The following is a 21167-nucleotide window of genomic DNA, read 5'->3' on the forward strand; positions in this document are numbered from 1 at the left end:
TCGATCTTTGCCCCGAAGGGGTGAGGTCGGTTCGGGGAGGTAGACTTAGCTGTGTCTGGCCGGACGCATGCCCGCGCATGCCCTGAGCGCACCTGTGTGGGGTGCAGGCAGCGAGCGGCCAAGACCGAACTGCTGCGGATCGTGGCGGTCGAGGACGAATGCGTCCCCGATCCTCGCGGTACGCTGCCCGGCCGGGGTGCGTATGTACACCCCGCCCAGGTCTGTCTGGACCAGGCGGTGCGCCGCCGGGCACTCCCGCGGGCGCTGCGTGCCCCGGGTCCGCTGGACGTAAAGGCGTTGCGCCGGTACGTCGAGCAGTAACACCGTAAGAAGCGTCGTACGGAACGTCCGTACGGCTCTGGTACCCCGCGAGTTGGAAGTAGGTCGAGATTGCGATGAGCACTCGATGAGCACGCGATGAGTACGCCCATGAAGTAGCGACGGTCCGGACGCACCCGGACCTAAAAGGAGCGAAGTGGCTAAGGTCCGGGTATACGAACTCGCCAAGGAGTTCGGGGTTGAGAGCAAGGTCGTCATGGCCAAGCTCCAGGAACTCGGTGAATTCGTCCGTTCGGCGTCCTCGACGATCGAGGCGCCCGTAGTACGCAAGCTGACCGACGCGTTCCAGGGCGGTGGCAAGCCCGCCCCGCGCAAGGCGGCCCCCAGGCCCGCGGCGCCCTCTCCGGCGCAGGCGGCACGTCCTGGTGCCCCGAAGCCCGGCGCCCCGCGTCCGGCCGCCCCGCAGGCGCAGGCCCCGGCCGCCCCCGCGGCTCCGCAGGCGCCCGCTGCGCCGGCGCCGGCCCCGGTCACCCCCGCGCCGGCCGCCTCCGGCCCGCGTCCCGTCCCGGGCCCGAAGCCCGCGCCGCGTCCGGCTCCGGCCGCGCCCGAGTTCACCGCTCCGCCGGCGCCTCCGGCCGCCGCGGCGCCGAGCCCGGCCGCCGCACAGGGCCAGCGTCCGCAGGGCGGCGGTCCCCGTCCGGGCCAGGGTGCCCCGCGCCCCGGTGGCCGTCCGGCCCCCGGCCAGCGCGACGCCCGTCCGGGTCAGGGCGCGCCGCGTCCCGGTGGCCAGGCCCCGCGTCCGGGCGGTGCCCGTCCGGCCGGTCCGCGCCCCGGTAACAACCCCTTCACGTCCGGTGGCTCCACCGGCATGGCCCGCCCGCAGGCCCCGCGCCCGCAGGGCGGTCCGCGCCCGGGTGGTCCCGGTGCCCCCGGCGCCGGTCCCCGTCCGCAGGCGCCCGGCGCCCAGGGCGGCGGTCCGCGTCCCCAGGCTCCCGGCGGTTCCCGTCCGAGCCCGTCCGGCATGCCCCGTCCGCAGGGCGGTCCGCGTCCCGGCGGCGGCTCCGCGGGCCCGCGTCCGAACCCCGGCATGATGCCGCAGCGTCCCGCTGCCGGCCCGCGTCCCGGCCCCGGTGGCGGCGGTCGCGGTCCCGGCGGTGCGGGTCGTCCCGGCGGTGCCGGTCGTCCCGGTGGCGGCGGCGGCTTCGCCGGTCGTCCCGGTGGCGGCGGTGGCGCCCGTCCGGGCGGCGGCGGCGGTTTCGCCGGTCGTCCCGGCGGTGCTCCCGGCGGCGGTGGCGGCGGCTTCGGCGGCGGTCCCGGTGGCGGTGGCGGCGGCGGTCGTCCCGGCTTCGGCGGGCGTCCGGGCGGTCCCGGCGGCCGTGGTGGCACGCAGGGCGCCTTCGGCCGTCCCGGCGGTCCGGCGCGTCGTGGTCGCAAGTCGAAGCGGCAGCGTCGCCAGGAGTACGAGGCCATGCAGGCCCCGAGCGTCGGCGGCGTGATGCTGCCGCGCGGCAACGGCGAGACCATCCGTCTCTCCCGCGGCGCGTCGCTCACCGACTTCGCGGAGAAGATCAACGCCAACCCGGCGTCCCTCGTCGCGGTCATGATGAACCTCGGCGAGATGGTCACCGCCACGCAGTCCGTCTCCGACGAGACGCTCCAGCTCCTCGCCGGCGAGATGAACTACGAGGTTCAGATCGTCAGCCCGGAGGAGGAGGACCGCGAGCTGCTCGAGTCCTTCGACATCGAGTTCGGCGAGGACGAGGGCGACGAGGAGGACCTGGTGGTCCGCCCGCCGGTCGTCACCGTCATGGGTCACGTCGACCACGGCAAGACCCGACTGCTCGACGCCATCCGCAAGACGAACGTCATCGCGGGCGAGGCCGGCGGCATCACCCAGCACATCGGTGCCTACCAGGTCTCGACCGAGGTCAACGACGAAGAGCGCAAGATCACCTTCATCGACACCCCGGGTCACGAGGCGTTCACCGCCATGCGTGCCCGTGGTGCGAAGTCGACCGACATCGCGATCCTGGTCGTCGCGGCCAACGACGGCGTCATGCCGCAGACGGTCGAGGCGCTCAACCACGCCAAGGCGGCCGACGTCCCGATCGTCGTCGCGGTCAACAAGATCGACGTCGAGGGCGCCGACCCGACCAAGGTGCGCGGTCAGCTGACCGAGTACGGCCTGGTGGCCGAGGAGTACGGCGGCGACACCATGTTCGTCGACATCTCCGCCAAGCAGGGTCTGCACATCGACGCCCTGCTGGAAGCGGTCGTCCTGACCGCGGACGCCTCGCTCGACCTGCGGGCCAACCCGCACCAGGACGCGCAGGGCATCTCGATCGAGTCCCGCCTCGACCGCGGCCGCGGTGCCGTGGCGACGGTCCTCGTCCAGCGAGGCACGCTGCGGGTCGGCGACACGATGGTGGTCGGCGACGCGTACGGCCGGGTCCGGGCGATGCTCGACGACAACGGCAACAACGTCGCCGAGGCCGGCCCCTCCACGCCGGTCCAGGTCCTGGGTCTGACCAACGTCCCGGGCGCCGGTGACAACTTCCTCGTGGTCGAGGAGGACCGTACGGCCCGCCAGATCGCGGAGAAGCGTGCCGCCCGCGAGCGCAACGCGGCCTTCGCGAAGCGCACGCGCCGCGTGTCCCTGGAGGACCTGGACAAGGTGCTCAAGGCCGGCGAGGTCCAGCAGCTCAACCTCATCATCAAGGGTGACGCTTCTGGTTCCGTCGAGGCCCTGGAGTCCTCCCTGCTCCAGCTGGACGTCGGCGAAGAGGTCGACATCCGCGTCCTGCACCGCGGCGTCGGTGCGGTCACGGAGTCCGACATCGACCTGGCGATGGGCTCGGACGCTATCGTGATCGGCTTCAACGTCCGCGCGGCCGGCCGCGCGGCGCAGATGGCCGAGCGCGAGGGCGTGGACGTCCGGTACTACTCGGTCATCTACCAGGCGATCGAGGAGATCGAGGCAGCCCTCAAGGGCATGCTCAAGCCGGAGTTCGAGGAGGTCGAGCTCGGTACGGCGGAGATCCGCGAGGTCTTCAAGTCGTCCAAGCTGGGCAACATCGCCGGTGTCCTCATCCGCTCGGGCGAGGTCAAGCGCAACACGAAGGCCCGCCTCGTCCGCGACGGCAAGGTCATCGCGGAGAACCTCAACATCGAGGGCCTGCGCCGCTTCAAGGACGACGTCACCGAGATCCGCGAAGGCTACGAGGGCGGTATCAACCTCGGCAACTTCAACGACATCAAGATCGACGACGTCATCGCGACGTACGAGATGCGCGAGAAGCCGCGGGTGTAACGCCCACGGTTGGTGCCGGCCGACGGGATCTCGGTCCCGTCGGCCGGCACGTTTCCCGCCGGGAGACGACCGCCGCGGGGCTCAGCCCCGGACCTCGGGCCTCCGCCCACCCACCACCCGACTCGGTCGGCCAGAAGGTACCGCCCCGGTCCGCCGAACAGGCACCGCCCGAGGGGGCGCCTTTTCAGCTCACCGAGTCGGGTGGTGGGTGGGCGAGGCCGGGGTCCGGGGCGGAGCCCCGTGGCGGCGCCTCTCGAGCCAACCGGGTCGGACGGGCGGGTGGGAGACCTCCCGGGGTCCGGGGCGCAGCCCCGTGACGGCTGGGGAAAGTCGGTCGAGCCTCCGGCAGGGACGGGGTACCGTTCCTGACAGGGCCATCGATCCCGTACCGGCGGGTTAACCGGATACATACATGTACGTGGGGACCCTGTCCTTCGACCTCCTCCTCGGCGACATCCACTCGCTCAAGGAGAAGCGCTCCGTCGTCCGCCCGATCGTCGCCGAACTCCAGCGGAAGTACGCCGTGAGCGCGGCCGAGGTGGACCACCTGGACCTTCATCGCAGGGCCGGCATCGGCCTTGCCATGGTCTCCGGCGACGCCGCGCACCTGACCGACGTACTCGACCGGTGCGAACGGCTGGTCGCCGGCCGCCCCGAGGTGGAACTGCTGTCCGTGCGACGGCGTTTCCACGGCGACGACGACTAGACCTGAGACCTGAGAACGACAAGAAGAAAGAACGGGAGACGGACCAGTGGCCGACAACGCGCGGGCTAAGAGGCTGGCGGACCTCATTCGAGAGGTGGTGGCCCAGAAGCTGCAGCGCGGGATCAAGGACCCGCGGCTCGGTACCCACGTCACCATCACGGACACCCGGGTCACGGGTGACCTCAGGGAGGCGACCGTCTTCTACACGGTGTACGGCGACGAGGAGGAGCGGAAGGCCGCCGCCGCCGGTCTGGAGAGTGCCAAGGGCATCCTCCGGTCCGAGGTCGGCCGGGCCGCCGGCGTGAAGTTCACGCCGACCCTCGCCTTCGTGGCGGACGCCCTCCCGGACACCGCCCGCAACATCGAGGACCTCCTCGACCGGGCGCGCCAGTCCGACGCGAAGGTCCGTGAGGCCTCCGCGGGCGCCGACTACGCCGGAGACGCCGACCCGTACCGGAAGCCGGGTGCGGAAGACGCCGACGAGACGGACGACGCCACCGAATGACCAGCAAGCCCACCCCGCCCGACGGCCTTGTCATCGTCGACAAGCCGTCGGGCTTCACCTCGCACGACGTCGTCGCCAAGATGCGGGGCATCGCCCGCACTCGGCGCGTCGGGCACGCCGGCACCCTCGACCCCATGGCCACGGGTGTCCTCGTCCTCGGTATCGAGCGGGCCACCAAGCTCCTCGGGCACCTCGCCCTCACCGAGAAGGAGTACCTGGGGACGATCCGCCTCGGGCAGAACACGGTCACGGACGACGCCGAGGGCGAGATCACGTCGTCCACCGACGCCTCCAAGGTCACCCGCGAGGCCGTCGACACCGGAATCGCCAAGCTGACCGGCGCCATCATGCAGGTCCCGTCCAAGGTCAGCGCCATCAAGATCAACGGCGTACGGTCGTACAAGCGTGCCCGGGACGGCGAGGACTTCGACATCCCGGCCCGCCCGGTGACCGTCTCCTCCTTCGCGGTGTACGACGTCCGGGACGCCGTCGCCGAGGACGGCACCCCCGTCCTCGACCTGGTCGTCTCCGTCGTCTGCTCCTCCGGCACCTACATCCGCGCCCTCGCCCGCGACCTCGGCGCCGACCTGGGCGTCGGCGGCCACCTCACCGCGCTGCGCCGGACCCGCGTCGGACCGTACAAACTGGACTCCGCGCGCACCCTCGACCAGCTCCAGCAGGAGCTGACCGTGATGCCGATCGCGGAGGCGGCCGGCGCCGCGTTCCGCCGCTGGGACGTCGACGAGAGGCGGGCCCGCCTGCTCACCAACGGCGTACGGCTGGAGATGCCCGACGAGTACGCGGGCACCGGCCCCGTCGCCGTGTTCGACCCCGAGGGCCGCCTCCTGGCACTCGTCGAGGAGCAGAAGGGCAAGGCGAAGAGCCTCGCCGTCTTCACCTGAGCCCGCTGAGCTCCTCGGGCCCGTCGGGCCCTGCCCGTGGAGCGGCGGCCACGGGGTCTGGCGCCGCCGCCGCTCCACGGTCCCCCCTCGGTTCCCCCACCCCTAGGGTGTATCCACCCGCCCCCGGCTATTCACCCGACCGAGCAGGCGCTCGGAGTGAACCGGGGGAGCGGAGGGGGGCGCGTTCACCGCCCGCTCTGTCCCGCTGATCATTTCGCGCCTACGGTCGAAGACAGCCGGAGACAAGGGCACGGGTGTACGGGCGGGGAGGTTCGATCATGGCGGGACGGGGCCCGCGGGCCGGGAGCGGTCGCCGGACGGCGGACGGTGCGCGGGAGGCGGGGAGGGACACGGGGCCGGGGCTCGACGAGCGGCTGGTCAGGATCCGCGATCTCGCCGGGCGCCCGCGCGGCACCGGCTTCCTGGCCGACCACCACGGGACGCTCATCACCAGTCACGAGGCCGTCGACGGCCTCGCCCGGATCGTGCTGCACGCGGCCGGGGACCGCACCTGCGTGGTCGGCTCGGACGCCGTCGTCCCGCTGCCCGCGCTCGACCTGGCCCTGGTCCGCACCGAGGGCCTCGCCGTGGACCCGCTCCCGATCACCGTACGGGAACGCATTCCCGCCGGCGCCTACGTGCGCATCGCCGCCGACCGCTGGCGCGAGGCCCGGGTGCTGGCCGCGACCCAGGTGACGTACACCGCCACCGACCGCTTCCACCTCCTCGAAGACGCCCTGGAGCTGGCCATCGGCACGGCGGGCCGGGACGCGCTGCGCCTGGGCGGCGGCGCGGCCGGCGGCCCGGTCCTGGACGCGGAGACCGGTGCCGTCCTGGCGGTCCTCGGCACCGCCCTCCAGTCCGGCCAGCGCGATGTGGGCTTCGCCGTCCCCCTCCACCATCCCGACAGCGGCCCCCTGGCCGACCTCCTGGCCGTCAACGCGGCCACGGTCCCGGCCTACGGCATCGACCTCAACCTGGCGGGCGTACTGGAACTGACGGCCACGTCCGTGGGCCAGGACGGACCCCCGGGCGCGCTGGCCGGACACATCGGCGCAACGGCCCCCCACATGTCGTCCCCCCGGGTGTCATCCCCCCACATGTCATCGCGCCCCACTGAAGCGCCCCAAAGGGGCGCGGGGAACTGCGCGACCAGCCCCCACCCACCCGCAGACGCTTCACTACCTTTCACGGCACTCACGGGCGAATACACCGACCCCGTACAACCAGTCGAACGATCGACCATCGCAAACGAACTGTCGGCCTTCGCCCAAGGCACCGGCACCGGAAAGGCCACCGGCACCGTCCTGGCCCTCGTCGGCGCCCCCGGCACCGGCCGCACCACAGAACTCGCCGCCCTCGCCGCTCGCCGCAACCGCGCAGCGCACCCCGCGCCCACCCTCTGGCTCCGCGGCGCCGACCTCAAGGACGCCGACGACTCCGTCGCCGACGCAGCCCGCCGCTCCCTGGAACGCGCGGTCCGGATCGTCGCCGCCTCCCGCTCCCAACTCCCGGGCGACCTGGGCGAATTGACCGTGGAGCGGCTGGCCCGCCTCGCCGCCCGCGCCGGACGCCCACTCCTCCTCCTGCTGGACGGCCCCGAGGAGATGCCCCCGGTCCTCGCCCACCGGCTCCCCGCCTGGACCGAGGGCACCGCGGACTGGCTGCGCGACACCGGCGCACGCCTGCTCCTGGCCTGCCGCGAGGAGTACTGGGAGCGCGCCGGCACCGAATTCCCGCCCGACCTGCTGCACCGGGGCACCGGCGACCCCGCCTGCGTCCGGCTGACCGACCTCACCCCCGACGAGGCCCGCCGCGCCCGCTCCCGCTACGGCGTCCCCGACGGCGCCCTCATCGACCGCGACGCCGGCCACCCCCTCACCCTGCGCCTGCTCTCCGAGGTCCGCGCCGCCCTCCCGGACGCCCCGGACGACGACGACCCGATCGACCGGCACGACGTCTTCGCCGCCTACCTCGACCTGATGTGCCTGCGCATCGCGGTCCGCCTGGCCGCGGAGAACGGCCTGCGGGGTACGGCCGTACGGCGGGTCGCCGCCCGGGTCGCCGGCCAGGTGCACGAGGCCGCCCGGCGCAGCCTCGGCCCCGGGCAGGGCGAGCTGGACCGGGAGTCGTTCGAAACGGTGTTCCCCTGGGGACCCGTCCCGGCCCACCTCGGCGGCGGCTCCGGCTGGGCCTCCGCCGTACTCACCGAGGGCCTGCTGGTGCCCGCCGGCGGCGGCTACCGCTTCGCCCACGAAGAGCTCGCCGACTGGATCCAGGGCATGCACCTGGACCTGGACGAGGCCCTGCGCGCCCTCGTCCACCGCCCCCGCACCCCCCTGGGCGCCCACCCCCTGCCCGTCCCGCACCACAGGGTCGGCCCGGTCGTCCAGGCCCTGCTGCTGCTCGACCACGAGTACGGGCCGACCCGACTCGCGCCGCGGCTGGACGAGTTGGTGCACGCCCTCGACCTGGACCCCGGCTCCTGGTGGGCCGCGCGCCTGCTGACCCAGACCCTGCTGCGGCTGCCCGACGCGACCCCGTACACCGGGGTGCTGCGGCTGCTCGCCGACCGGGTCGTGGGCCGGCAGCGCACCGCGCCCGCCCCGTTCGGGCCGGAGTTCGGGCCGGAATTCTGGACCGCGCTCGCCCTTCCGACCGCCGACCGCGTCGATCTGCTGCGCAGGCTCGTGCTCGCCGACGAGCCGTTGCCGGAGCCGGAGCAGCAGACCGCGGGTCTCGGCCGCTTCGGAGCCCGGCCGACCCGGCCGCCGGTGCAGCCGCCGACGGAGGAGCCCGAGGGCACGGCCCCCCGCTACCTGGACGCCGTGGCCCGGCTGCTGGCCGCCGACCCCGCCGCCGTACAGCCGTGTCTCACCCGGTGGTTCGACGACGAGCGGCCGTTGCCCGCGATGCCGCACGCCACCGTGGCGACGGCGGCCCAGGCGCTGCTGCACACCCATCGGCACCGGGCCCTCGACGAGCTGACCGAGGTGCTGGTGGACGCGGCGCACCGGCGCGGCGACGAACTGCTCGCCGTACTCGCCGAGGACGAGCCGTCGGCGGTGTGCCGGGCCGTGGACCGCTGGGCGCACGACGAGCGCCCCGCCCGCCGGGTGGCCGCCGTGGCCCACGGGCTGCGCACCGCCCCGCACGTCCACAGCGAACCCGACCGCGAACTGCTCCGCTACGCCGCGCTCGCCCTGCTCGCCCGCCCCGCCGACTGCACCCTGCACGGCGGCGCCCTCGCCCTGCTGGTCCGCGACCCGGCGACCCGCGCCCGCCATCTCCCGCAGGCGCTGCGGCACTTCGCCGACGGCGACCACCAGCTCACCCCCGCCGCCCTGGTCCCGGCCCTGGCCACCCATGCCCACGAGGTCCTGGAGGCCTTCCGCGCCCGGCTGCGCGGACCGGACGCCGGACAGGTGCTGCGCACCCTCGCCCACGTCACCGCGCCCGCACTCGCCCGGCGGGTCACCGAGCTGGTCCTGGAGGCCGCCGAGCTGCGCCCGGAGCTGGCCGGGCAGGTCGCCGGGTTCGTCGAGCGCCGCCTGGACCAGGGTGCCGGGGCCCGTACCGTCCTCCTGCCGCTGGTCACCGAGCTGCTCGACGACGGCCCGGAGCCGGTCCGGGCGGCCCTCGCGACCGTACTCGGCGCGGCCGGCACCCCCGCCTCGCGACCGCTGCGCCAGGAACTCCTGGAGTTCCTGCTGGGCCACGAGCGCGACCCGGGCGTCCTCGACGCGCTGCTGCACGCGGCCGCCGTACAGCGCGAGGACGACGGCGACGGGATGCGCGAGCTGGTCAGGCGTACCGGGCTGCTGCTGGTCCGCACCCCCGACGGGGCGACCCGGTTCGACCGCGGACTGGTCGACCTCGGCCGGCACGTGCCCGGATTCGCCGCCCTGATGGCCCGCTGGCTCACCGACACCCCGCAGGAGTGGGCCGCGGTGGTCGGGCCCAGCACCCGCCGCATGCTGGGAAACCTGGCGGGCATCCGGGTACCGGCGTGAGCGCGGACACGTGCGCCCGGTCACAGCGACCGTGCCGGTGTGAGACGGCTCCGGCAAACATGGCACCCTTAGACCTGCGTAAGACGGACAACGGACACGGGTTCGAGGAGCGGACACAGTGCAGCGCTGGCGTGGCTTGGAGGACATCCCCGAGGGCTGGGGGCGCAGCGTCGTCACCATCGGGTCCTACGACGGGGTGCACCGCGGTCACCAGCTGATCATCCGGCATGCCGTGGACCGCGCCCATGAGCTGGGCATCCCGGCCGTCGTCGTCACCTTCGACCCGCATCCCAGCGAGGTCGTCCGCCCCGGCAGCCACCCTCCGCTGCTCGCCCCGCACCACACGCGCGCCGAGCTGATGGCGGAGCTGGGCGTGGACGCGGTGCTGATCCTCCCCTTCACCACCGAGTTCTCGAAGCTGTCGGCCGCCGACTTCGTGGTGAAGGTCCTGGTCGACAAGTTGCACGCCAAGGCGGTCGTCGAGGGCCCCAACTTCCGCTTCGGCCACAAGGCCGCGGGCAACGTCGAGTTCCTCGTCGAGCAGGGCAAGGTGTACGACTTCGAGGTCGAGGTCGTCGACCTGTTCGTGCGCGGTGAGGCGGGCGGCGGCGAGCCGTTCTCCTCGACCCTGACCCGGCGCCTGGTCGCCGCGGGCGACATGGCGGGCGCCCGCGAGATCCTGGGCCGCCCGCACCGGGTGGAGGGCGTGGTCGTGCGTGGCGCCCAGCGCGGCCGCGAGCTGGGCTTCCCCACCGCCAACGTGGAGACGCTCCCGCACACCGCGATCCCCGCCGACGGCGTCTACGCCGGCTACCTGCACGCCCAGGGCGAGGTCATGCCGGCGGCGATCTCCGTCGGCACCAACCCGCAGTTCGACGGTACCGAGCGCACGGTGGAGGCGTACGCCATCGACCGCGTGGGCCTCGACCTGTACGGCCTGCACGTCGCCGTCGACTTCCTGGCCTACGTCCGCGGCCAGGCCAAGTTCGACTCGCTCGACGCCCTGCTGGAGCAGATGGCCGAGGACGTCAAGCGCTGCCGGGAGCTGGTGGCGGCCGAGAACGCCTGATCAGGCAGAGGGTTCAGCAGTACGCCGAAGGGCGGCCGGTGCGGCGAGGCACCGACCGCCCTTCGGCGTTCCCGGCTACTGCTGCGGCGGCTGGTCCTGCGGGGGGTGCGGCGGCTGCGGGGGCTGCTGCGGGTAGCCGTATCCCGGCTGCGGCTGCGGGAGCTGCTGCGGGTAGCCGTATCCCGGCTGCGGCTGCGGCTGCGGCTGCTGGGGCTGCGGAGGGTACGGCTGTCCCGGCTGCTGCGGGTAGGGCTGGGCGCCCGGCTGAGGCCCGCCGTACAGCTCCTGCTGCGGCGGCCCCTGCGGAGGCTGCTGCTGCGGGTACGGCTGCGGCTGCGCATACGGCTGACTGGGCGGGTACGGCTGCGGCTGGCCGGGTGCGTAGTACTGCTGCCCGGGCAGCGGCCGGCCGGGCATCGGCGGGGCGGCCACCGGCGGCGGGTTGCCGTCGCTGGTCCACAGACCGTGCATCTGCTGGTGCCGCACGAAGTCCTCGGCGACCATCGCCGCGAGGTTGAAGTACGCCTCCCGCACCTTCGGCCGCATCATGTCGAGGTCGACCTCGGCACCGGCGGACAGGTGCTCGTCGAAGGGGACGACCACGACACCCCGGCAGCGCGTCTCGAAGTGCTGCACGATGTCCTCGACCTTGATCATCTTGCCGGTCTCGCGGACTCCGGAGATCACGGTGATGGACCGGGACACGAGGTCGGCGTACCCGTGCGCGGACAGCCAGTCCAGCGTCGTACTCGCGCTGCTCGCCCCGTCCACCGACGGCGTAGAGATGATGATCAGCTGGTCGGCGAGGTCGAGCACCCCGCGCATGGCGCTGTACAGCAGACCGGTGCCGGAGTCGGTGAGGATCACCGGGTACTGCTTGCCCAGCACGTCGATCGCGCGCCGGTAGTCCTCGTCGTTGAACGTGGTGGAGACGGCCGGGTCGACGTCGTTGGCGATGATCTCCAGGCCGGACGGGGCCTGCGAGGTGAACCGCCGGATGTCCATGTAGGAGTTGAGGTACGGGATCGCCTGGACCAGGTCACGGATGGTGGCCCCGGTCTCGCGGCGCACGCGGCGGCCGAGCGTGCCGGCGTCCGGGTTGGCGTCGATGGCGAGGATCTTGTCCTGCCGCTCGGTGGCGAGCGTGGAGCCGAGCGCGGTGGTCGTGGTGGTCTTGCCGACCCCGCCCTTGAGGCTGATCACCGCTATCCGGTAGCAGGACAGCACCGGCGTGCGGATCAGTTCCAGCTTCCGCTGCCGCTCGGCCTCCTCCTTCTTCCCACCGATCTTGAACCGGGACGACGCGGCGGCGGGCCGGCCGCTCTTCGCCTTCTGCTTCTTGTTGTTGAGCAGCCGGTCGGAGGACAGCTCCACGGCGGCGGTGTAACCCAGCGGCGCGGCACCGGGGTTGGTCATCTGCCGCTGGTCGTGCTGGATGGGCTGCGGCCAGGCGGCACCGGCCCGGGGATCGACGGGCGGCTGGGGCTGCGCAGCCTGCGGCTCAGGTGCCTGCGGGCTCTGCGGTGCCTGCTGCGGTGCCTGCGCGGCGCGCGGGTCCTGCGGGGCGGCCTGCGGCGGTTGGGGCTGCTGCGGGTGGCCCGGTTGCGGGAACCCGTAGCCGCCGGGCTGGACCGACGCCTGCGGCTGTCCGGGCTGCGGGAACCCGTAGCCGCCGGGCTGGACCGGCGCCTGCGGCTGTCCGGGCTGCGGGAACCCGTAGCCGCCCGGTGCCTGTGGCGGCGGGACGGGGGCGCCCGGCTGCGGGAAGCCGTAACCGCCCTGCGCGTCGGGCACGGGGGGCTGCGGGGCGTACGGCTGTGGCGGTCCGGGCTGCGGGGGAGCGGGCTGGTTCCAGGCGGCGGGCGCGGACTGCGGGGCCTGCGGCTGGAACGGCTGCGGACCCGGCGCGGCGGCGGGCTGGGCCTGCGGCTGACCGGGCGCCGGCTCCGGTGCCGCCGGCTGGACCGGCCACTGGGCGGCGGGCGCGGGGGCCGCGGGCTGGTACGACGGCGGCAGCGGCGGAACCACCGCCGGAGGCGTCGGCGGGGGAGCCCAGGCGGTGGGCACGATGTCCTCGGGGGCCGGGGGCGCGTCCTGCGGCGGGACCGGAGGCGCGGGGGCGGCGGCGGGGGGCTCGACGGGGTCCACGACGGCTACGGCCTCGTCGGCCTCGGCGCGAGCCTCGTCGTCGTTGGCGCTGTCGTCGCCACGCGCGTCCACGGCGACCGCGTCCTGGGACTCGGCTTCGTCCGTGTCACCCGCCGGCACGGCTGCCTGCACGGGCTCGTCCGCCTCGGCCTTACCGTCGGCATCGGCATCGGCATCGGCATCGCCGTCGGCGTCCACGGCCTCGAACTCGTCGCGCGGATACCTGTCCTCGGCCGCCTCCTCGCCGGTGTCCTCGGCGTCCTCCGTGTCCGCCTCGGAGTTCACCGGGAGCGTGACGACCTCGGCCTCCGATTCGGGGTCCTCTCCCTCCTCTTCGGCGGCGGCCGGCTCGGCGGTCTCGGCCAACTCACGCTTCAGCGCGACGGGGGAGAACCGCATGGTCGAACCGCTCTCCAGGTCACCGTTGTCCTCCTCGGACTCCGGCGCCGGCTCCTCGACGGCGGCCGACTCCTCGTCCGCGGTCGGCTGCGGCTCGAAACCGACCGGCAGCTGCGGTACGGCCGCCGGGCCACCGACAGGCGGCGCGGGCGGGGCCGGGACCGGGGCCGGAGTGAAGGGCGCCGCGGGCGGGGCGGCCGGCGCCCCGGCGTCCGCGCTCGGCGCGGGCGGCGTGAACGGTGCACCCGGCGTGGAGGAGGGCGGCGGGGTGAACGGTGCCCCTGGCGTTGACGCGGGCGCGGGAGTGAACGGCGCTCCGGGAGTTGACGCGGGCGGCACCGTGAAGGGTGCACCCGGCGTCGAGACGGGCGGCGGTGTGGCCGGCGCAGCCGGAGCCGAGGCCGCCGGAGGAGTGAAAGGCGCCCCGGGCGTCGCGCTGGGCGGCGGAGTGAACGGTGCCCCCGGAGTCGACGCGGGCGGTGGTGTGAACGGCGCGCCCGGAGTCGACGTCGGCGGCGGTGTGAACGGGGCGCCAGGAGCAGACGCCGGCGGAGACGCCGGTGGCGGGCTGAAGGGCAACCCGGGGCCCGGCCTCCCGCCCCCCTGCTGGGCGTGCGGAGGAGGGGTCAGGCCAGGGATCGGCGCCCCCGGCGGGAACGGCGAACGAGGCTGAGCGGCAGGCCCCGCACCGGTACCGGCATCGGCACCCGGCCCGTGCTCCGCGCCGGACGTAGCCGCGGGCCCCGAGCCGCCCGGTCCGCCGGTCGCACCGGAGCCGTCGGCCGCGTTCTGCGTGTACCAGGCGGGCGGCGCGTAGTCGATCGTGAACTCGCCCGTGATCTCGTTGAGGGACTCCGCGTCGGGCTGGTCATCGCCGGGTGTGGCCCAGCCCCCGCGGATCCCGTCCCGATCGCTGCTCACAGTTCCTCCTGGTGTGGTCGAGCACCCTCATGCCGTGCCGGCGCGACGACCGTGTCGTGTCGTTCTCAGCATCCGTATTCGTGTGAGGTAGTCCGATCCACCGGCTCTCCCCCTCGGGACACCGGCGTCCTGTTCACGGTCCGGACGTCGTGCCCCCCTCCCAGCCTAATCACCGCGAGCCGCACCTCGGCAGGCCCGTCCGCCTCTCGTCAGAGGTCCGCCTGGTCACACCCTGCCCGGAAGTGGTGTGCGGAGCCTTCGTATTGCCGAACAATCGGTGAACAAAACGGGCAAGTACCGTCAGTTCGGGTGTCAGTTGGCGTCCGTGATGCTGCCTGCCCTTGCCATGAGCCCCCTGTGAGGCGGGGGTTTAGGGTGAGCCCATGTTCGCGTGAGCACACACGAAACAGATGAACTCGGCCCGGAAAACGGGACATTGCGCGCGGATGCCACGGGGGACGGGGGAGTACGAGGTGAGTACGGCGAACGGTGAACGCCGCGGCCTTCCCGGAAGTTCCGCCGTACGCGGAGCGCGAAGCAGAGCGGGAAGGGATCGTTCGGCGTGAGCTTCGGCCCACCTCCATCCATCTACACGCAGTCCGCGCTGGCCGCCGACGGCGAGCGCAGGAAGCGGCGCAGGCGACTGTTCGGCACGGTGGCGGCCGCAGTCGTGGTCCTCGCGGCGGTCGCGGGCGGCGCGCTGGTGCTGGCCGCGGGGGACGACACGTCGTCCGGTCCCCGGCAGGCCGCCGCCCCCGCCCCGGACGCGATACGCCAGACCACCGAGACGGCCCCGGCGTCGCCCGAGGGCCAGGTGGTGGTCGACCACTACGAGGAGAACCTGCCCAGGGAGAGCGACCCCAGCCCGCGTTACGCACCCGGCACCTGGGCCACCGGCAAGATCCTGGCCAAGGGCATCGGCACGAGGATCATCGGCGTCAGAACAGAACCCGGCGCCGACGAAACGGCCTGGACCCTCCAGCTGGAAGGTCACCTCTGCGCCACCAGCGGCCACGTCACCGTCGACGGCCGAACGGCGGTCGTCGTACAGCCCGCCGAGCGCAAGGGCACCAAGGATGCCGGTATCTGCGACGAGGTCGTCCTCGTCGACCTGAACACCGGCAAGAAGCTGTGGACGGCCCGCATGCCCTCGGCGCGCGAGGCCTACGTCACCAACACGAACCTGACGCTGACCAAGGGCGTCGTCGCCGTGGCCTGGGGGCATGGTTCGGTGGCGTACGACATGGAGCGCGGCAAGCGGCTCTGGAGCAGTGCGACCGGCGAAAAGTGCGTCGACAAGGGCTTCGCCGGCGGGGGCGCCCTGCTCGCCCTGGAGAGCTGCGGCGAGGGAGCCGACACCACCTACCGGGTGCAGAAGCTCGACCCGCGCACCGGCAGGGCCCGGTGGACGTACAAGGTGGCCGCCGGTGTCCAGGACGTCCACCTGCCCTCGGCCGATCCGCCGGTGCTCGCGGTCGCCGCGGGCGACACCCTCGTCACCGACCTCATCACCCTCGACGGCGACGACGGCGGCACACTCGCCACCATCTCCATGGGCGGCGACGCCTACGACCCCGAATGCGGCGACCGCTACTTCTCGTCGGGATACTTCGGCGACATCGAGAACTGCGACGGCGTGGTCGTCGGGCGCGACCAGGTCTTCGTCACCAGCAAGGACCGGTCCGAGATCGGCCAGCCGGAGAACTGGATCGTCGCCTTCGACCGCACCACCGGCAAGACCGAGGCCAAGCTCGACGGGCGGTCCCTGGAGCCCGTCGTCCCGCTGCGGATGAGCGGCGACCGGTTGCTCGTCCTCCGCAGCAGCCTCAGCGACATCGAACCCTCCGCCGTACTGAGCTGGGACCCGCACACCGGCAGGCGGACCCCGTATCTGCTCTTCGGCCTCCCGGCCGACGACGAGGGCGAACTCAGCGACCCCACACGGTCGGACATCCTGGTGGAACAGGGCAGGGTCTTCTTCGCGAAGCGGGAACTCGCCGCCGACGACAAGCATCCCAAGGACGCCGTGCTGTCCGTGCTCGGCATCGGCAGCGCCGGCAGCGGTTGACCGGGAAGCAGGGGAGGGGCGGCACGCGCGCGTGCCGCCCCTTCGCGGCCGCCGGTCACTGGGCGGCCAGACCCCCGTTGCGCTCGTTCGGCTCCAGGTCGAACTCCCCGTCCCGCGCGCCCAGCACGAACGCCCGCCACTCCGCCTCCGTGTACCGCAGCACGGTGCCGTGGTCGAGCGACGACCGCATGGCCACCGCACCCTCGGGCAGGTAGGCGATCTCGACCCGCTCCTCGTCCTTCTCGGTACCGGGCGCGCAGTGCCACTCGACGCCCGAGATGTCGAGCGCGTAGAGCTCGTCCCGTTCCCGCTCCTTGCGCGCCTTCATCTCCTCAGCCGTCTCGCTCATCCCGCAGCGACCCCTTCCCGTCGTACATGGGCTGTGACGGTCACACTACTGGCGGTCGCACCGGGCTCGTGGTTTCTTCCGGATCCCCGGGACAGAGCCCCTCACCGGCACTGGTACCCTGGACGACGGCCGTTTGTGTACGCACCCCCGGAGTCCCCTGCGGACCCTGGAGGCAGCGCCCAGCGGATCCCCGCCTCCCGAGTAACGGAAGCTCCCCCGAGACAAAGACCGGGGGCACTCGGTGGCCGTTCAGACTACGAGGAGTACGAGTGTCGCTCGACGCCGCAGTGAAGAAGCAGATCATCTCCGAGTTCGGTACCAAGGAGGGTGACACCGGCTCCCCCGAGGTCCAGGTCGCTCTGCTGTCCCGTCGGATCTCCGACCTGACGGAGCACCTCAAGACCCACAAGCACGACCACCACTCCCGTCGTGGTCTGCTGATCCTGGTCGGTCAGCGCCGTCGCCTCCTGCAGTACCTGGCGAAGAAGGACATCCAGCGCTTCCGTGCGCTGGTCGACCGCCTGGGCATCCGTCGCGGTGCGGCGGGCGCCAAGTAAGACGCCGTGAAGGGAGCGGTTCCCGGAGAGACACCCCGGGGCCGCTCCCTTTGCCGTACGTGCGGAAACGTGCGGAGTGTCACTCACGCTTTGTAGTGTGGTAGCACAACGCAATACGCACGACACAGCACGACAGCGAAGAGTGAAGAAGGAGAAGCGCACCCAAGCCGCCGCCGGTCCTCGGTAGTGGCCCCCGGGGGGAAGCGAGCCCCGGGTGCTTCGATCGAAGACCGGCCCGCACAGCACGGCGCGCTTCTCCGTAACCGTCCTCCCGCCACACGGGCGGATCAGGACAAAAGACGTAACGCAGACGAAAGTAACGGAGAAAACGCTAGTGGAGAACGAGACCCACTACGCCGAGGCCGTCATCGACAACGGCGCCTTCGGCACCCGCACCATCCGCTTCGAGACGGGCCGCCTGGCCAAGCAGGCCGCCGGCTCCGCCGTGGCGTACCTGGACGACGACACCATGGTGCTGTCGGCCACCACCGCCTCCAAGAACCCCAAGGACCAGCTCGACTTCTTCCCCCTCACGGTGGACGTCGAGGAGCGGATGTACGCCGCCGGCAAGATCCCGGGTTCCTTCTTCCGCCGTGAGGGCCGGCCGAGCGAGGACGCGATCCTCACCTGCCGTCTGATCGACCGCCCGCTGCGCCCGTCCTTCAAGAAGGGCCTGCGCAACGAGATCCAGGTCGTCGCCACCATCATGGCGCTCAACCCCGACCACCTGTACGACGTCGTCGCGATCAACGCCGCGTCCGCGTCCACCCAGCTGGCCGGTCTGCCCTTCTCCGGCCCGATCGGCGGCGTCCGCGTCGCGCTGATCAACGGCCAGTGGGTCGCGTTCCCGACGCACACCGAGCTCGAGGACGCCGTCTTCGACATGGTCGTCGCCGGGCGCGTCCTGGAGGACGGCGACGTCGCGATCATGATGGTCGAGGCCGAGGCCACCGACAAGACCATCCAGCTGGTCAAGGGCGGCGCCGAGGCCCCCACCGAGGACGTCGTGGCCGCCGGCCTGGAGGCCGCGAAGCCCTTCATCAAGGTCCTCTGCAAGGCGCAGGCCGACCTCGCCGCGAAGGCAGCCAAGCCGACCGGCGAGTTCCCGATCTTCCTCGACTACCAGGACGACGTCCTGGAGGCGCTGTCCGGCGCCGTCCGCCCGGAGCTCGCCTCCGCGCTGACCATCGCGGGCAAGCAGGAGCGCGAGGCCGAGCTGGACCGGGTCAAGGGTCTGGCCGCCGAGAAGCTGCTCCCGGAGTTCGAGGGCCGCGAGAAGGAGATCTCCGCCGCGTACCGCTCGCTCACCAAGCAGCTGGTCCGCGAGCGCGTGATCAAGGAGAAGAAGCGCATCGACGGCCGTGGCGTCACGGACATCCGTACGCTCGCCGCCGAGGTCGAGGCCATCCCGCGCGTGCACGGTTCGGCGCTGTTCGAGCGTGGCGAGACCCAGATCCTGGGCGTCACCACCCTGAACATGCTCCGGATGGAGCAGCAGCTGGACACCCTCTCCCCGGTGACCCGCAAGCGCTACATGCACAACTACAACTTCCCGCCGTACTCCACCGGCGAGACCGGCCGCGTCGGTTCCCCGAAGCGCCGCGAGATCGGCCACGGCGCCCTCGCCGAGCGCGCCCTGGTCCCGGTCCTGCCGTCCCGCGAGGAGTTCCCCTACGCGATCCGCCAGGTGTCCGAGGCCCTCGGCTCCAACGGCTCGACGTCCATGGGCTCCGTGTGCGCCAGCACCATGTCGCTCCTGAACGCCGGTGTGCCGCTGAAGGCCCCGGTCGCCGGTATCGCCATGGGCCTGATCTCCCAGGAGATCGACGGCGAGACGCACTACGTCACCCTCACCGACATCCTCGGTGCGGAGGACGCCTTCGGTGACATGGACTTCAAGGTCGCCGGCACCAAGGAGTTCGTGACCGCCCTCCAGCTCGACACCAAGCTGGACGGCATCCCGGCCTCCGTCCTGGCCGCCGCCCTCAAGCAGGCCAGGGACGCCCGCCTCCACATCCTCGACGTGATGATGGAAGCGATCGACACGCCGGACGAGATGTCCCCGAACGCCCCGCGGATCATCACCGTCAAGATCCCCGTGGACAAGATCGGTGAGGTCATCGGCCCCAAGGGCAAGATGATCAACCAGATCCAGGAGGACACCGGCGCCGAGATCACCATCGAGGACGACGGCACCATCTACATCGGTGCCGCCGACGGCCCGTCCGCCGAGGCCGCCCGTACGACCATCAACGGCATCGCCAACCCGACGATGCCCGAGGTCGGCGAGCGCTACCTGGGCACGGTCGTGAAGACGACGACGTTCGGCGCCTTCGTCTCCCTCCTCCCCGGCAAGGACGGTCTGCTGCACATCTCGCAGATCCGCAAGCTGGCCGGTGGCAAGCGCGTGGAGAACGTCGAGGACGTCCTCGGCGTGGGCCAGAAGGTCCAGGTCGAGATCGCCGAGATCGACTCCCGCGGCAAGCTCTCCCTCATCCCCGTGATCGAGGGCGAGGAAGAGGCCTCCTCCGAGGACGCAAAGGACGACACCGACAAGTGACGTCGAGCAGCTCTACGACGACGGCCCGCACCTCCTCGGAGGCGCGGGCCGTCGCCCGTACCCAAACCCTGATCAAGGGCGAGAACGGCATCGGCACGGTCCGCAAGACCACCCTCCCGGGCGGCCTGCGCGTCGTCACCGAGACCCTGCCCTCGGTCCGCTCCGCGACCTTCGGCATCTGGGCCCACGTCGGCTCCCGCGACGAGACCCCCGCCCTGAACGGCGCCACCCACTACCTGGAGCACCTGCTCTTCAAGGGCACGACCCGGCGCAGCGCGCTGGACATCTCCTCCGCCATCGACGCGGTCGGCGGCGAGATGAACGCGTTCACGGCGAAGGAGTACACGTGCTACTACGCGCGCGTGCTCGACACCGACCTGCCGCTCGCCATCGACGTCGTCTGCGACATGCTCACGGGCTCCCTGATCCTCGAGGACGACGTCAACGTCGAGCGCGGCGCGATCCTCGAAGAGATCGCGATGACCGAGGACGACCCGGGCGACTGCGTGCACGACCTGTTCGCGCACACCATGTTCGGCGACAACGCCCTCGGCCGCCCGGTCCTCGGCACGGTCGACACGGTCAACGCCCTCAGCGCCGACCGCATCCGCCGCTTCTACAAGAAGCACTACGACCCCACCCACCTGGTGGTCGCGGCGGCGGGCAACATCGACCACAACAAGGTCGTACGGCAGGTCCGCGCGGCCTTCGAGAAGTCCGGCGCCCTCAAGAGCTCCGACGCGCAGCCCATCGCCCCGCGCGACGGCAGCCGCACCATCCGCACCGCGGGCCGCGTCGAACTGCTCGGCCGCAAGACCGAACAGGCCCACGTCGTCCTCGGCATGCCCGGCCTCGCCCGCACCGACGACCGCCGCTGGGCGCTCGGCGTGCTCAACACCGCCCTCGGCGGCGGCATGTCCTCCCGGCTCTTCCAGGAGGTCCGCGAGAAGCGCGGCCTGGCCTACAGCGTGTACTCCTACACCTCGGGCTTCGCCGACTGCGGCCTGTTCGGCGTCTACGCCGGATGCCGGCCCTCGCAGGTGCACGACGTGCTCAAGATCTGCCGGGACGAACTCGACCAGGTCGCCGCACACGGTCTGCCGGACGAGGAGATAGGGCGCGCCATCGGCCAGCTCCAGGGCTCCACGGTCCTCGGCCTGGAGGACACCGGCGCGCTGATGAACCGTATCGGCAAGAGCGAACTGTGCTGGGGCGAGCAGATGTCCGTCGACGACATGCTGGCCCGGATAGCCGCCGTGACCCCGGACGAGGTCCGCTCGGTCGCCCGCGACATCCTGGGACAGCGCCCGTCGCTGTCGGTCATCGGCCCGCTGAAGGACAAACAGGCCGCACGCCTGCACGACGCCGTCGCCTGACACAC

At 72.5% G+C, this 21167-nt stretch carries 13 protein-coding genes; 11 read left to right on the plus strand and 2 right to left on the minus strand.

The window, feature by feature from the left end:
- Positions 1-51: 51 nt before the first annotated feature.
- From ACFY0P_RS37730 to ACFY0P_RS37760, 7 genes are all read left to right on the plus strand, one after another.
- On the plus strand, positions 52-321 hold the full coding sequence (locus ACFY0P_RS37730; protein ID WP_294004377.1) for a YlxR family protein: 270 nt from the start codon (positions 52-54) through the stop codon (positions 319-321).
- A 154-nt stretch (positions 322-475) separates the two neighbouring features.
- Complete coding sequence (gene infB, locus ACFY0P_RS37735) at positions 476-3589, plus strand: translation initiation factor IF-2 (RefSeq protein WP_388923878.1); 3114 nt, start codon at positions 476-478, stop codon at positions 3587-3589.
- 412 nt (positions 3590-4001) lie between these two features.
- Positions 4002-4295, plus strand: coding sequence for a DUF503 domain-containing protein (locus ACFY0P_RS37740; RefSeq protein WP_046732584.1), 294 nt, complete (start codon positions 4002-4004; stop codon positions 4293-4295).
- 46 nt (positions 4296-4341) lie between these two features.
- Positions 4342-4800 (plus strand): 30S ribosome-binding factor RbfA, encoded by a 459-nt coding sequence (gene rbfA / locus ACFY0P_RS37745; RefSeq protein WP_388923882.1) that lies wholly within the window; start codon positions 4342-4344, stop codon positions 4798-4800.
- Positions 4797-5702, plus strand: a complete 906-nt coding sequence (gene truB / locus ACFY0P_RS37750) for a tRNA pseudouridine(55) synthase TruB (protein WP_388923885.1) — start codon at positions 4797-4799, stop codon at positions 5700-5702. Before rbfA ends, truB begins: the two co-directional genes overlap by 4 nt.
- 278 nt (positions 5703-5980) lie before the next feature.
- Entirely contained in the window at positions 5981-9715 is a 3735-nt protein-coding gene (locus tag ACFY0P_RS37755) for a trypsin-like peptidase domain-containing protein (RefSeq protein WP_388923888.1), read from the plus strand.
- A 118-nt stretch (positions 9716-9833) separates the two neighbouring features.
- Complete coding sequence (locus ACFY0P_RS37760) at positions 9834-10784, plus strand: bifunctional riboflavin kinase/FAD synthetase (RefSeq protein ID WP_388923891.1); 951 nt, start codon at positions 9834-9836, stop codon at positions 10782-10784.
- 75 nt (positions 10785-10859) lie between these two features.
- Here the strand turns inward: ACFY0P_RS37760 and ACFY0P_RS37765 are convergent, their stop codons facing one another.
- Positions 10860-14252 carry an SCO5717 family growth-regulating ATPase gene (locus tag ACFY0P_RS37765; RefSeq protein WP_388923894.1) on the minus strand — a complete coding sequence of 1131 codons (3393 nt, stop codon included), beginning with the start codon at positions 14250-14252 and terminating at the stop codon, positions 10860-10862.
- Between the two features lie 562 nt (positions 14253-14814).
- On the opposite strand from ACFY0P_RS37765, the gene ACFY0P_RS37770 reads away from it, so the two are divergent.
- Entirely contained in the window at positions 14815-16320 is a 1506-nt protein-coding gene (locus ACFY0P_RS37770) for a PQQ-binding-like beta-propeller repeat protein (protein ID WP_388923897.1), read from the plus strand.
- 55 nt (positions 16321-16375) lie between these two features.
- On the opposite strand, the gene ACFY0P_RS37775 is transcribed toward ACFY0P_RS37770, so the two are convergent.
- The gene (locus ACFY0P_RS37775; RefSeq protein ID WP_388923900.1) at positions 16376-16669 is read right to left on the minus strand and encodes a DUF397 domain-containing protein; all 294 of its coding nucleotides are present in this window, start codon (positions 16667-16669) and stop codon (positions 16376-16378) included.
- Between the two features lie 269 nt (positions 16670-16938).
- Here ACFY0P_RS37775 and rpsO point away from each other — a divergent pair, with 269 nt between their 5' ends.
- The 3 genes from rpsO to ACFY0P_RS37790 all read left to right on the plus strand — a co-directional run bounded on the left by rpsO (position 16939) and on the right by ACFY0P_RS37790 (position 21162).
- Positions 16939-17226: a 30S ribosomal protein S15 gene (gene rpsO / locus ACFY0P_RS37780; protein WP_004924725.1), complete on the plus strand. Its 288-nt coding sequence runs from the start codon at positions 16939-16941 to the stop codon at positions 17224-17226.
- A 334-nt stretch (positions 17227-17560) separates the two neighbouring features.
- A complete protein-coding gene (locus ACFY0P_RS37785) occupies positions 17561-19786 on the plus strand; it encodes a polyribonucleotide nucleotidyltransferase (protein WP_388923903.1) in 2226 nt (741 codons plus the stop codon).
- Positions 19783-21162, plus strand: a complete 1380-nt coding sequence (locus ACFY0P_RS37790; protein WP_388923906.1) for a M16 family metallopeptidase — start codon at positions 19783-19785, stop codon at positions 21160-21162. Before ACFY0P_RS37785 ends, ACFY0P_RS37790 begins: the two co-directional genes overlap by 4 nt.
- Positions 21163-21167 lie beyond the last annotated feature (5 nt).

Source organism: Streptomyces sp. NPDC001714, from assembly GCF_042892755.1.
GTDB lineage: Bacteria > Actinomycetota > Actinomycetes > Streptomycetales > Streptomycetaceae > Streptomyces.